Annotated in this window: 10 protein-coding genes; 2 read left to right on the top strand and 8 right to left on the bottom strand. The window is 62.8% G+C overall.

The features are described 5' to 3' along the window. Nucleotides 1-7: 7 nt before the first annotated feature. Nucleotides 8-778 carry a tetratricopeptide repeat protein gene (locus LU682_RS04635; RefSeq protein ID WP_010952075.1) on the bottom strand — a complete coding sequence of 257 codons (771 nt, stop codon included), beginning with the start codon at nucleotides 776-778 and terminating at the stop codon, nucleotides 8-10. 3 nt (nucleotides 779-781) lie between these two features. Continuing rightward, a complete protein-coding gene (locus LU682_RS04630; RefSeq protein ID WP_003248502.1) occupies nucleotides 782-1,462 on the bottom strand; it encodes a Fe2+-dependent dioxygenase in 681 nt (226 codons plus the stop codon). Nucleotides 1,463-1,683: 221 nt separating this feature from the next. Here LU682_RS04630 and LU682_RS04625 point away from each other — a divergent pair, with 221 nt between their 5' ends. Both LU682_RS04625 and LU682_RS04620 read left to right on the top strand, forming a co-directional pair. Next, a complete protein-coding gene (locus tag LU682_RS04625; RefSeq protein WP_014589763.1) occupies nucleotides 1,684-3,975 on the top strand; it encodes a TonB-dependent receptor in 2,292 nt (763 codons plus the stop codon). A 228-nt stretch (nucleotides 3,976-4,203) separates the two neighbouring features. Continuing rightward, a complete protein-coding gene (locus LU682_RS04620; RefSeq protein ID WP_049586426.1) occupies nucleotides 4,204-6,756 on the top strand; it encodes a PepSY domain-containing protein in 2,553 nt (850 codons plus the stop codon). A 124-nt stretch (nucleotides 6,757-6,880) separates the two neighbouring features. Here LU682_RS04620 and LU682_RS04615 read toward each other — a convergent pair whose 3' ends face one another. The 6 genes from LU682_RS04615 to hisS form a co-directional block, all read right to left on the bottom strand. Then, complete coding sequence (locus LU682_RS04615) at nucleotides 6,881-7,672, bottom strand: amidohydrolase (protein ID WP_010952072.1); 792 nt, start codon at nucleotides 7,670-7,672, stop codon at nucleotides 6,881-6,883. Beyond that, a complete protein-coding gene (locus tag LU682_RS04610) occupies nucleotides 7,660-8,808 on the bottom strand; it encodes a pyridoxal phosphate-dependent aminotransferase (RefSeq protein ID WP_003248511.1) in 1,149 nt (382 codons plus the stop codon). Before LU682_RS04610 ends, LU682_RS04615 begins: the two co-directional genes overlap by 13 nt. Before the next feature lie 151 nt (nucleotides 8,809-8,959). Continuing rightward, nucleotides 8,960-10,423, bottom strand: a complete 1,464-nt coding sequence (gene der / locus LU682_RS04605) for a ribosome biogenesis GTPase Der (protein ID WP_010952071.1) — start codon at nucleotides 10,421-10,423, stop codon at nucleotides 8,960-8,962. 116 nt (nucleotides 10,424-10,539) lie between these two features. After that, entirely contained in the window at nucleotides 10,540-11,682 is a 1,143-nt protein-coding gene (gene bamB, locus LU682_RS04600) for an outer membrane protein assembly factor BamB (protein WP_004576298.1), read from the bottom strand. Further along, nucleotides 11,683-12,324, bottom strand: coding sequence for a tetratricopeptide repeat protein (locus LU682_RS04595; protein ID WP_003248514.1), 642 nt, complete (start codon nucleotides 12,322-12,324; stop codon nucleotides 11,683-11,685). It abuts the gene before it with no gap. Between the two features lie 39 nt (nucleotides 12,325-12,363). Beyond that, on the bottom strand, nucleotides 12,364-13,653 hold the full coding sequence (hisS, locus tag LU682_RS04590; RefSeq protein WP_232857525.1) for a histidine--tRNA ligase: 1,290 nt from the start codon (nucleotides 13,651-13,653) through the stop codon (nucleotides 12,364-12,366). Between the last annotated feature and the right edge of the window lie 9 nt (nucleotides 13,654-13,662).

The raw sequence follows: 13,662 nt of genomic DNA, 5'->3' as shown, positions 1-13,662 counted from the left end.
CCCGTTTTCATGTGTGCTCTCCTGTACCGGCCTCTTCGCGCCGATCGATTTCCTCGGCATACCGCGCCGCAAAGGCCATCAACACCGGCCCCGCGTCCTGCAGGGTTACCAACGCAGCACGCAGGAAATTCATGTTCCCCGCAACCCGGGCCTGCTCCAGCCACTGCCCTGCCTCGGCCAACTGCCCACGCTCGACCAGCACCAGCGCCAGGCTGAACATCCCACGAAAATCCCCCGCCTCGGCCGAACGCCGATACCAGCGCACCGCCCGCGCCGGGCTGGGCGCCGTGGCAATGCCCTGCTCCAGGTAACGCCCATACAGGTTCATCGACTTGGCATGCCCCAGCTGCGCAGCCTTCTCGTAGCACATCAGTGCCTGCACCTGATTGGCCGGCACCCCACGCCCGGTCGCCAGAAGGTTGCCCAGGTTATATAGGCCCCAGTCCAAACCAGAATCGGCCGCACGGGCGTAGTGAACGGCCGCCTGCACCAAATTCACCTCGCCACCCCAGCCATGCTCCAGGCAACGCCCGAGCATGTTGTGCGCCATGGCACTGCCACCCTGTGCAGCGATACCGAACCAACGCCGGGCAACCGTGGCATCCTGCTGGATGCCACGCCCATCCAGCAGGATCTGCCCCAGCAGCAACTGCGCCTCGACCACACCCTGCCCCGCTGCCGCCAGAATCGCCTGGGCGGCCTTGCCGGGAGTTTCCTCGAGCATGGCCTGCAAGCCGGCCACATCCACCACTTCCTCACGTCGCAGCAGGTAGGACACGGCTCAGACCTCAGCCCAGCGGCGCAGCAAATTATGGTAGGTGCCCGTCAGCTGCAAAAGCGAAGGATGGTCCGGCACATCGGCAGTCAGTTGCTGGATTGCGTTGTCCATCTCGAACAGCAGCGCCCGCTGGCTGTCATCGCGCACCAGGCTCTGGGTCCAGAAGAATGCGGCATAACGTTGGCCACGGGTCACCGGGTTGACCTTGTGCAGGCTTGTGCCGGGGTACAGCACCATGTCACCGGCGGCCAGCTTGATCTGCTGCACGCCATAGGTGTCCTGGATCACCAGCTCACCGCCGTCGTAGCTTTCCGGGTCGCTGAGGAACAGCGTGGAAGACAGGTCGGTACGCACCCGCTCCGGGCTGCCCTTGGGCTGGCGCAGGGCATTGTCGATGTGGAAACCAAAGTTGCCGCCATCGCGGTAGCAGTTGATCAGCGGCGGGAACACCTTGTGCGGCAAGGCTGCCGACATGAAGCGCGGGGTCTTCCACAGGCGGTCGATCAGCGCAGTGCCGATTTCCTTGGCCAGTGCATGGCCTTCCGGCAGCTGCAGGTTGTGCTTGGCCTTGGCCGACTGATAACCCGCCGTAACCTTGCCATCGGCCCAGTCGGCCCGCTCCAGCGCCTCGCGGATACGGGCCAGTTCATCAGCGTCGAACAGGCCTGGAATGTGAAGCAGCATGGCAACAGCACCGTTAGGAAATGTAAAGGCGCAATGATATTGATTCCCTTTTACGCTACACAAGCCCCATTCGCCGCTTAAGACGTTTCAGCGGCATGAAACCGTAAAGACAAATTGTAAAGATTGTAAATTCTTCACGAATGGTAACGACTCTCAATTGTTAGTCAAAATTGCTTACATTAAGATCCACCGCCTCAATACCTTGGGGAAGGTTCTTTGCAATGCGCCAGTACGTACCATCTGCTGTGAGTTCGCCACGCCTGATCGTGTCTGCCATCGGTGTCGCCCTGAGTGCCTCGTCGGTATATGCCGCCGATCCGGCCGCCAACAGCGCCATCACTCTCGATGCCACCAGCGTCAACGGCAAGGCTGAACAAGCCAGCACCGATTACAAGGTGGAGAAGGCCGCCTCGCAGAAGTACACCGCGCCGCTGGTAGACACCCCGCGCTCGGTAACCGTTATCCCGCAGCAAGTGATCAAGGACACCAACGCCCTGACCCTGCAGGATGCCCTGCGCACCGTGCCCGGCATTACTTTCGGCGCTGGCGAAGGCGGCAACCCGCAAGGTGACCGCCCGTTCATCCGCGGCTTCGACGCCCAGGGCGATACTTACCTGGACGGCGTGCGTGACACTGGCGCCCAAACCCGCGAAATCTTCGCCATCGAATCTGTTGAAGTGGCCAAGGGGCCGAACTCGGCCATCGGTGGCCGCGGCGCGGCCGGCGGTACCATCAACCTGGTAAGCAAGCGCGCGCATCTGGGCAACTCGCTGGACGGCGCCTGGACCTGGGGCAGCGACCAGACCCAGCGCTACACCTTCGATGGCAACTACCAGTTCAGCGATACCGTTGCCGGTCGCCTGAACCTGATGACCCACGAAAGCAACGTCGCCGGCCGCGACAAGGTCAACTACGACCGCTGGGGTATCGCCCCGTCGCTGGCCTTTGGCCTGGGCACGCCGACCCGCGTCAACCTTGACTACTACCACCTGGAAAGCGACGACCTGCCGGATTCGGGCATCCCTTACACCATCCCGACCAACGGCAGCGCCGGGCGCACCTCGGCACACCCGAGCAAGCCGAATGATGGCGGCGACAGTGACAACTTCTACGGCCTGACCGGCCGCGACTTCCGCAAGACCCGAGTGGATATCGCAACCTTCGCCGTCGAGCACGACCTGACCGACTCGCTGACCATCAAGAACACCCTGCGTCACGGCAACAGCATGCAGGACTACATCCTGACCCAGCCCGACGACAGCAAGGGCAACGTCAACAACGGCAGTGTCTGGCGCCGCGCCAACACCCGTGTCGGCAACACCGCCACTACCACCAACCAGACCGATCTGTTCGGCGAGTTTTACGTTGGCGGCATGAAAAACAGCTTCTCGACCGGTATCGAACTGAGCCGTGAAGAGAGCGAGCGCTCAAGCTACACCGTCGACACCGACACCGTGCCAGGCGGGTCTGCCAACAGCAACTGCACCCCAGGCATGATCGGCGCCACCAGTGGCTATAACTGCACTTCGCTGAGCAACCCGAACCCGGATGATCCGTGGAACGGTGCCATCTCGCGCAACTATGCCGGCACCACCACCAACAGCAAGACCCGTGCAATCTACGTGTTCGACACCCTGGAGCTTACCCCGGAGTGGCTGGTCAACATGGGCCTGCGCTACGACCACTTTGACACCGACTACAAGACCTACAACGCCGCTGGCACCACCACCGCCAAAGGCAAAGATGTCAGCGAGTTCGTCACCGGCCAACTGGGCCTGGTGTGGAAGCCGGCCGAAAACGGCAGCATCTACGTCTCCTATGCCACCTCCGCAACGCCACCAGGCGCCATGCTCGGCGAAGGTACCGAAGGCAACCCGCTGGGTGGCACCCCGGACCGTAACGGCAACCTGCTGGCCAGCGACATGGAGCCGGAAGAAACCACCAACTACGAAATCGGCACCAAATGGGACCTGCTCGACCAGCGCCTGTCGCTGACCGCTGCGCTGTTCCGCACCGAGAAGGAAAACGCCCGCGTCCAGGTGGACACCACTACCTACGAGAACGTCGGCGAAACCCGCGTGCAGGGTATCGAGCTGTCCGCCAGCGGCAAGCTCACCGACAAGTGGCAGGTGTTTGCCGGCTACACCTACATGCAGGCTCGCCAGATCGACGGCGGCCCGCTGGGCAAGGCCAACGACGGCAATCAGCTGCCGAACACGCCGAACAACAGCGCCAGCCTGTGGACCACCTACTCGATCACGCCAAAGCTGACCGTGGGCGGTGGTGCGTTCTACGTGGATGACGTGTACGGCAGCGTGGCCAACACCACCATGGTCGACAGCTACGTACGCTACGACGCCATGGCCGCCTACAAGCTGACCAAGAACGTCGACCTGCAACTGAACGTGCAGAACCTGACCAACGAGGTGTACTACGACAAGGCCTTCTCTACCCACTTCGCCAACCAGGCGGCCGGGCGCACGGCACTGTTGACCACCAGCGTGCACTTCTGATGTCAGGGTTGGGTTGATCTGTTGAAGGGCTGCGCCTGTGCCGGCCCTTTCGCGGCTGAAGCCGCTCCTGCGTTGCCGGTGCAGGAGCGGCTTTAGCCGCGAAGAGGCCCGCACAGACAACACGAAAAGCAGCCCTCCCGGCCCCGTTCATTCCCGTGAGCGGGGCTTTTGTGTATCAAGGCATAATGCACGCCGCGCGGGTCGCGGCAGCAACTCAAGGTGAGAAACGTGGTGAAGAAGACGCTGTTCCAATTGCACTGGTTCTTTGGCATCACCGCTGGCCTGGTGCTGGCCTTGATGGGCATTACCGGGGCGCTGTACTCGTTCCAGGAAGAGCTGCTGCGCGCATTCAATGCCGATGTACTCAAGGTGGAAGTACGCGCCGAAGGCGTGCTGCCGCCGGCCGAGCTGGTTAAGCGGGTCGAAGCCCAGCAACAGGACAAGGTGTCGATGCTGTGGGTCGATGTCCGCGAAGGCAACGCTGCACGGGTCTTCTTCATGCCCGCCCCGGGCGAACGCCGTGGCGAGCTGCGCTATGCCGACCCGTACACGGGCGAACTCAAAGGTGAAGCGGCCGGGCAAGGCTTCTTCAACCTCATGCTCAAGCTGCACCGTTTCCTCGCCATGGGCGATACTGGCCGGCAAATCACCGGAGCCTGCACCCTGATGCTGGTGTTCTTCTGCCTGTCCGGCCTGTACCTGCGCTGGCCGCGCAAAGCGCTGGACTGGCGCACCTGGCTGACCTTCGACTGGGCCAAGAAAGGCCGCGCCTTCAACTGGGACCTGCACGCCGTTGCCGGCACCTGGTGCCTGCTGTTCTATCTTCTGTTCGCCCTGACCGGGCTGTTCTGGTCCTATGAGTGGTACCGCGAAGGCCTGAACAAGCTGCTGGCCGACGCGCCGGCTGCGGGCCAGCAGCAAAAACGGGGTGAAGGCCGTGGCCGGCACGGGCCGCAGAACGTCGACAGGAATGCGCCGCCGCTGGTGGTGGACTACGACGCCATCTGGGCCAACCTCAAGGACGCCGCGGGCCCAGGCCTGTCCACCTACAACCTGCGCCTGCCGCCCGCTGGTGGTCAGCCGGCCAACCTGTTCTACCTGCTCGACAACGCTGCGCACCCGCGTGCCTTCAATAACCTGGTGCTGGACCCGGCCACTGGCCAGGTTAAAAAGCACGACCGCTACACCGACAAGTCCTTCAAGGCGCAGCTACTGCAGAGTGTTTACGCCTTGCACGTCGGCGAATACTTCGGCTTGCCGGGGCGCATCATCGTCACCATCGCCAGTCTCACCATGCCGTTGTTCTTCGTCACCGGCTGGCTGCTGTACCTCGACCGCCGCCGCAAGAAACGTCAAGTGCGCGCAGCCCGTGGCAACGTCGCCAACAGCGGTAATGGCGACGGCTGGCTGATCGGCTTTGCCAGCCAGAGTGGCTTTGCCGAACAGTTGGCCTGGCAGAGCGCCGAGCAGCTGCAGGCAGCTGGCCTGCCCGTTCAGGTGCGCGCCCTTGCCGAGCTGGGTGAAAACGACCTGCGCCAGGCCCATCGCGCGCTCTTCGTGGTGAGTACCTTCGGCGACGGCGAAGCGCCCGACAGCGCTCGCGCCTTCGAGCGCAAGGTACTCGGCCAGCCTTGGGCACTCAACAACCTCAACTATGCCCTGCTCGCCCTCGGTGATCGTCAGTACCCGCACTTCTGCGGTTTCGCTCGTCGCCTTCAGGCATGGCTGGGAGAGCGCGGTGCCAGCAGTGCATTCAGCCCGGTGGAAGTGGACAACGCCGACCAGGCCGCCCTGCAGCAATGGCAGCAGGAGCTGGCGCAACTGACCGGTGTCCAGCCAGTGGCCGCCTGGCAGCCGCCAACCTTTGCCAACTGGTCACTGGTGCGCCGCGAACTGCTCAACCCCGGCAGCCAAGGCCAACCGGTGTACCTGCTTGGCCTGCAGGCTGCAGAACCTGCGAGCTGGGAAGCCGGCGATCTGGTAGAAATACTGCCGCTGAATGGGCAGCCACGGATCGACGCGTTCCTCAAGGGCATGGCACTGGACGCCAGCAGCCAGGTGCAGGTGAATGGCCTGAGCGAAACCCTTGCCCAGGCACTCGCTGGCCGCCAACTGCCGACGCGCCGCGACCACCTGATCGGCTTGCAGCCACAAGCGCTGGTCGATGCACTGGCGCCAATCGGCAGCCGCGAATACTCCATCGCCTCGATCGCCAGCGATGGTGTGCTGGAGCTGATCGTGCGCCAGGAACGCCACCCCGACGGCAGCCTTGGCTTGGGCTCTGGCTGGCTGACTGAATACCTGCCAATGAATGGCACCCTGAGCCTGCGCCTGCGGCGTAACAGTGGCTTCCATCTGCCTGAGGCTGCTGCGCCGATGATCCTGATCGGCAACGGCACTGGCCTGGCGGGCCTTCGCAGCCTGTTGCGCGCCCGGGTCAATGCCGGTGAGCAGCGCAACTGGCTGCTGTTCGGTGAGCGTAATCGGGCGCATGACTTGCTGTGTGGCGATGAGCTGCAAGCTTGGCTGGACAACGGCGACCTGGCACGGTTGGACCTGGCGTTCTCGCGCGATCAGGCCGGGAAGGTGTATGTGCAGGACGTGATGCTGGAGCAGGCCGAGGACTTCAAGCGCTGGGTGGCCGACGGGGCTTGCGTGTATGTCTGCGGCAGCCTCCAAGGCATGGCAGCGGGGGTGGATGCGGCTCTCAACGGCATGCTGGGTGAAGCTGCTGTACAGCAGTTGATCGAGGATGGGCGATATCGGCGAGATGTGTATTGATCGGTGTGTAGGAGCGGGTTTACCCGCGAATACGGTGGCGGCGGCAACGGTGAACGGCCGGTGGAAATTGGCTGGCAGGGCCGGCCCTTTCGCGGGCAAGCCCGCGAAGAAGCCGGGCCTGCTGTCAGTGCAGCTCGAAGGTATCGGCATCCAGATTGGCCGGGAACTTGGCCCGGTACGCCGCCAGTTCCGCCGCGCTCAGTACTGCAGTGAACACCCCGTCCGCCTCCCCGGCACTGAGCAGGCTCTCGCCCTGGAAATCCAGCACCTGGCTGTCACCAGAGTAAGCAAAGCCTTTACCGTCCGTGCCCACCCGGTTCACCGCCGCCACATAGCACAGGTTCTCGATCCCCCGCGCCGGTAGCAGGCGGTTCCAGTGCTGGCGACGCGCGGCCGGCCAGTTGGCGGTGTACAGCAGCAGGTCAGTGTCCTGGGCGTCACGGCTCCAAACCGGGAAGCGCAGGTCGTAGCAGATCAGCGGGCGAATCCGCCAGCCCTTGAGCTCGAACTGCACCTGCCGCTCGCCTGGGGTGTAATGTTTGTGCTCACCGGCCATGCGGAACAGGTGGCGCTTGTCGTAGTGCAGAATCTCGCCGTCCGGCCGCGCCCACAACAGGCGGTTGCGGTGGCTGCCATCGGCGGCCTGGATGATCACACTGCCGGTAATCACCGCATTGTGCTTCCTGGCCTGTGCCTTCAGCCATTTGTAGGTCGGACCGTTCTCCGGTTCGCACAGGCTTTCCGATTGCATCGAAAAACCGGTGGTAAACATTTCCGGCAGGATCACCAGGTCGACCTCGCCCACCTGCTCCAGCAGCACCTCGAAGTGCGCGTAGTTGGCCTCGCGGTCGTGCCAGGCCAAGGTGGTTTGCACCAGGGCGACTTTCAGGTTCGGCAGTGTACTCAGATCGCGCATAGTCGTTCCGCTGCCTGACGCAGCGTCTCCTCTCGTTTGGCAAAGCACAGGCGTACCAGGCGTTGCTCGGGGATGGGTTGCTGGTAGAACACCGATACCGGGATGGTCGCAACGCCGTGCTCACGCGTCAGCCACAGCGACATGTCGACATCGTTCAGGTCCGGGCGGATTTGCGAATAGTCCACCAGCTGGAAATAAGTGCCCGTCGTGCGGGTAAAGTTGAAACGCGAGCCGTCCAGCAAACCGCAGAACAGGTCGCGCTTGGCCTGGTAAAAGGCCGGCAACTCATCAATATGCTCGGGGTGCCCGGCCATGAAGTCGGCCAAGGCACACTGCAGCGGCGTCACGCCACAGAAGTTGACGTACTGGTGCACTTTGCGCAGCTCGGCGCTCAAGGCAGGCGGCGCGATCACGTAACCGGTCTTCCAGCCGGTAACGTGGTACGTCTTGCCGAAGGAACTGACCACGAAGGCACGTGAGTACAACTGCTCATGGGCCAGCACACTGGCGTGGCGTACGCCGTCGTAGACCAGGTGCTCGTACACTTCATCGCTGACCAGGTAGATATCGCGGTCGGCAATAAGTGCGGCCAACTGGTCGAGGTCTTCGCGGGTGATCAGCGCGCCGCTGGGGTTGTGTGGCGAGTTGAGGATGACCATGCGCGTGCGCGGGCTCAAGGCATCGCTGAATTTCTGCCAGTCGATACGGAAGTCGCCGTCGCTCAACTGCACGTGTACACAGCGGCCCCCGGCCAGCTCCACGGACGGCTCGTAACTGTCGTAGCAGGGGTCGAAGACGATCACTTCATCACCGGCATGCACCACCGCCTGGATGGCACAGAAAATAGCCTCGGTGGCGCCGGGGGTGATAGTCACTTCCTGATCGGCATCCACCCTGGCCCCATACAGCCGCTCGACCTTGGCCGCCACCTGCTGGCGCAGGGCCGGCAGGCCGGTCATGGGCGAATACTGGTTATGCCCGGCAGCCACGTGCCGGCCCACTGCATCGAGCAGGGCCTGCGGGCCATTGAAGTCAGGAAAGCCCTGGGACAGGTTGAGTGCGCCAGTCTGCACGGCGAGCTGGGACATGGTGGTGAAGATGGTCGTGCCGACATTCGGCAGTTTGCTGCGGATCATGGAGCCCTCTTTCCTGGGGTATATCCGGCACGGGGTGGAGTCCGAGCATAGCGGATCGAGCGGTCAGGAAAAAGGTTGAAACAATAGGGGGATTGCTCTGGATCAAAGGGCGTCTGTGGGGGCGGTCTTGCCCGCCCCCACATGGCGCTGCTTAGCGTTTGTCGCGACGCTTCTTCTCGGCCTTCTTGTGGTGCGACATCAGGCGGCGTTTCTTGTTGACCTGGCGATCGGTAAGGGTGTTCTTCTTACCCTCGTACGGGTTCTCGCCGCCCTTGTACTCGATACGAATCGGCGTACCGACCAGTTTGAGCACCCGGCGATAGGTGTTTTCCAGGTAACGCGAGTACGACTTGGGAATGCTGTCGGTCTGGTTGCCGTGGATCACGATCAGTGGCGGGTTGGCACCACCGAGGTGGGCATAGCGCAGCTTGATGCGGCGACCGTTGACCATCGGCGGCTGGTGCTCGCTCACGGCATCCTCGAGGATCTGCGTCAGGCGGCTGGTCGGCCAGCGGGTGACCGCGGACTGGAACGCTGCCTGTACCGACTTGTACAAGTTGCCCACGCCCGTACCATGCAGCGCGGAAATGAAGTGGATGTCGGCAAAGTCGACGAAGAACAGCCGGCGCTCCAGCTCGGTCTTCACGTAGGCGCGCTCACCCGGCTCCATGCCATCCCACTTGTTCAGGGCAATGACGATGGCGCGACCGGCTTCAAGGGCGAAGCCCAGCAGGTTCAGGTCATGGTCGACCACACCTTCGCGTGCATCCATGACGAAAATGACGACGTTGGCATCCTTGATCGCCTGCAGCGTCTTCACCACCGAGAACTTCTCGACTTCCTCGTGGATCTTGCCACGCTTGCGCACACCGGCGGTGTCGATGAAGGTGTACTTCTCGCCATCGCGCTCGAACGGGATGTAGATACTGTCACGGGTGGTGCCCGGCTCATCGTAGACCACCACACGCTCTTCGCCGAGCATGCGGTTGACCAGCGTCGACTTGCCAACGTTCGGGCGGCCGATGATGGCGATCTTGATGCCATCCTTCTCGCTTGGGCCAGGAATGCGCACGGCTTCCTCACCTTCAGCGACGTCCTGCTCGAGGGCTTCTTCTTCGGCATCACGCGGCAGGTGACCGAGCACGGCCTCCATCAAGGCGTTGATACCACGGCCCTGGGAGCCAGCCACCGGAATGGCGTTACCCATGCCCATTGGCGAGAATTCGGCGCGGGCAACGTCGGGGTCGATGTTGTCGATCTTGTTGGCAACCAGGATCGCCGCCTTGTTCCGCTTGCGCAGGTGCTCGGCGATCATCTGGTCTGCCGCAGTCATACCCGCACGGGCATCAACCAGGAACAGCACATAGTCGGCTTCTTCAATGGCCATGAGCGACTGCTCGGCCATTTTTTCGTCCATGCCCACTTCGTCACCGGTGATACCACCGGTGTCGATCAGGATGAAGGAACGACCCTGCCAGCTGGCATCACCATACTGGCGGTCACGGGTCAGGCCCGACAGGTCACCGACGATGGCATCGCGGGTCTTGGTCAGGCGGTTGAACATGGTGGATTTGCCGACGTTCGGGCGGCCCACCAGGGCAATTACGGGAACCATCGGCTCTCCACTCTCGAATTCTTGAAAATGCAAAGGCCGCTGCAAGGCAGCGGCCGGAGTTTGGGCGGCGTGTCCTACGCCGCGGCTTGAAGCCCGCCAAGGCTTCAAGCATAGCTTCAGCGGATGGTCAGTGCCTCGAGCTTGCCGCTGTTGCCGAAGACATAGATGGTGTCGCCGACCACAAGTGGGCGGGCGCGCAGGCCATCGCTGTCGATACGCTCACGGCCTACGAAGCGGCCATCCACCTGGCTCAGCAGGTGCAGGTAACCTTCAAAGTCACCCACAGCCACGTAGCTGCTGAACACTTCAGGGGCGGTCAACTGGCGGCGAGCCATGCTGTCGTTGCTCCACAGGGCACTGGAAGAGCGCTCATCCACACTTTCCACGGTACCCGAGGCTTCGCTGACGTAGACGTTACCGAAGCCCTGGGCGACACCCACATAGCTGGAAGCATCGCGCTGCCACAGCTCGCGGCCGCTTTCCAGGTCCAGGCCCGCTACACGGCCCTGGTAGGTGCTGACGTACAGGGTACCACCAGACAGCAACAAGCCGCCGTCGATATCAACCACACGGTCCAGCTCGGAACGGCCCTTCGGGATGGCCACGCGGCTCTCCCACACCGGCACACCGTTGTTGATGTCCACCGCCACTACCTTGCCGGTAGACAGGCCGGCAACCGCCAGGCGGTTGGTGGCGATCGGCGCACCGGTGCCACGCAGCGTCAGCACGGCCGGCGAGTTTTCGTAGATCCAACGGCGGTCGCCAGTGGCGGCATCCAGGCCGATCAGGCGATCGTCCTGGGTCTGCACCACCACCACGTCACCGTTGTTGGCAGGTGGGGCCAGCACTTCGCTGGTCACGCGCGAGCGCCAACGCTCCTCACCGGTGCTGGAGTCCAGGGCAATGACTTCACCCTTGAGGGTACCGAGCATGACCAGGCCATAGCCTACGCCAACTGCACCGGAAACCTGCAGCTCCAGGTCCTTCTTCCACACCACGTCACCGGTGATGCGGTCGAGGGCGAAGACTTCGCCGTTGACGTCGGAAGCGTAGATACGGTCGTTCTCGATGGCCGGTACCAAGGTGTTGTAGGTTTCACCCTGGCCGTCACCGATCGAACGGCTCCACTGCTTCTTCAGCACCACTTCCTCGGTGAACTTGGTCAGCTCGGCCGGGGGCAGTTCCTTCTTGCTGTTGCTGCTGCAACCTGCGGCCAGTACGGCCAGGGTCAGCACTGCTGCATGTTTCCAACCGATCACTTACGCGTCCCCTTTAGCCAGGTCATCCAGCTTCAATTGCAGGCCACCGACCGCCGCGTCATCGGACAGCGCAGCCTTGGCTTTTTCGTAAGCGCTGTGTGCGTCGTCGGCGCGACCCAGCTGCACCAGCAGGTCACCCTTCAACTCTTCACGGCTGGCCAGGAAGGCTTTGTCGGCGTCGCCGTCGAGCAGCTTGAGGGCATCCTCGGCCTTGTTCTGGGCTGCCAGTACGCGCGCCAGACGCTGACGCGAAATCTCGCCCAAGGTAACGTCGGCCGGTTTGTCCAGCACGCTTTTCAGCTCGGCTGCGGCGTCATCGAGCTTGCCGCTGTCGACCGCGACCTTGGCCACGAACAGGCTGCCGTACTGGGCGTAAGCGGTGCCGCCAAACTCGCTCTTGAGCTTGCCGGCCAGTTCCGCGACCTTGGTGGCGTCCGGCTGGCCGGTCGGTGTCAGGCTGGTTTCAATCAGCGCCTGATACAACTGCGAGGCACCTTGCGACTGGTTGGTCTGGTACTTGTGCCAGGTATTCCAGCCCAACACCACCACGCCAGCCAGCAATGCACCGGTCAGCAGCGGCTTGCCGTTGCGGTTCCACCAGTCCTTGACGCCTGCCAGGTCATCATCATCGGTACTCGACACCCCAATACTCCTTTTCGCCTATTCGCTTGTTGAACCGCGTTACGCTTGCGCGATCGCGGTTTCCAGGTGCTCTGCAAGAGCATCCCAGGCAATGTTCTGTTGTTCACCCTGGCCACGCAGGGGCTTCAAGCCGATTTCTTGCTTGGCCAGCTCGTCGTCGCCGAGGATCAGGGCGAACAGTGCACCGCTCTTGTCGGCTTTCTTGAACTGGCTCTTGAAGCTGCCACCACCGGCGTTGACTGCCAGGCGCAGGCCCGGCAAGCGGTCGCGCAAGCCTTCGGACAGGCGCAGGCCGGCCAGCTCCGCCTGTTCGCCAAAGGCGCACAGGTAAACGTCGATCTGGCGGCTGATGGACTCCGGCACCTTGCCCAGGGTTTCCAACAGCAGGATCAGGCGCTCGATGCCCATGGCGAAACCAACGCCAGTGGTCGGCTTGCCACCCATCTGTTCGACCAGGCCGTCGTAACGGCCACCCGCGCACACCGTGCCCTGGGCACCGAGCTTGTCGGTTACCCACTCGAACACGGTCTTGCTGTAGTAGTCCAGGCCGCGTACCAGCTTGGTGTTGATCACGAACGGAATACCGGCAGCGTCCAGGCGGGCCTTGAGGCCCACGAAGTGCACGCGCGATTCTTCGTCCAGGTAGTCTTCCAGCTTCGGCGCTCCGACCAGCACCGCCTGGGTGTTCTGGTCCTTGCTGTCGAGGATGCGCAGCGGGTTGCTCTTCAGGCGGCGCTGGCTGTCTTCGTCCAGTTGCTCCAGGCGCGCCGAGAGGAACTCGACCAGCGCGTCACGGTAGCGTGCGCGGGCTTCACTGGTGCCCAGGCTGTTGAGCTCCAGCTTGACCGCGTCCTGGATGCCCAGCAGGCCCCACAGGCGCCAGGTCAGCATGATCAGCTCGGCATCGATGTCCGGGCCGTCCAGGTTGAACACTTCCACGCCAATCTGGTGGAACTGGCGGTAGCGGCCCTTCTGTGGACGCTCGTGGCGGAACATCTGGCCGATGTACCACAGCTTCTGCACCTGACCGTTGCCGGTGATGCCGTGCTCAAGCACCGCTCGCACGCAAGCCGCAGTGCCTTCAGGGCGCAGGGTCAGCGAATCGCCGTTGCGGTCCTCGAAGGTGTACATCTCTTTTTCGACGATGTCGGTCACTTCACCGATCGAGCGTTTGAACAGCTCGGTGAACTCGACGATCGGCGTGCGGATCTGGCTGTACCCATAGGTGTCCAGCAGCCCGGCCACTGTGCCTTCGAAGTAGCGCCACAGCGGCGACTGTTCTGGCAGGATGTCGTTCATGCCACGGATGGCTTGCAGCGATTTGCTCACGAAAAGTCC

It is taken from the genome of Pseudomonas alloputida (assembly GCF_021283545.2).
Lineage (GTDB): Bacteria > Pseudomonadota > Gammaproteobacteria > Pseudomonadales > Pseudomonadaceae > Aquipseudomonas > Aquipseudomonas alloputida.
The sequence above is the reverse complement of the archived record's forward strand: the minus strand, read 5'-3'. Positions and strand labels throughout refer to the sequence as shown.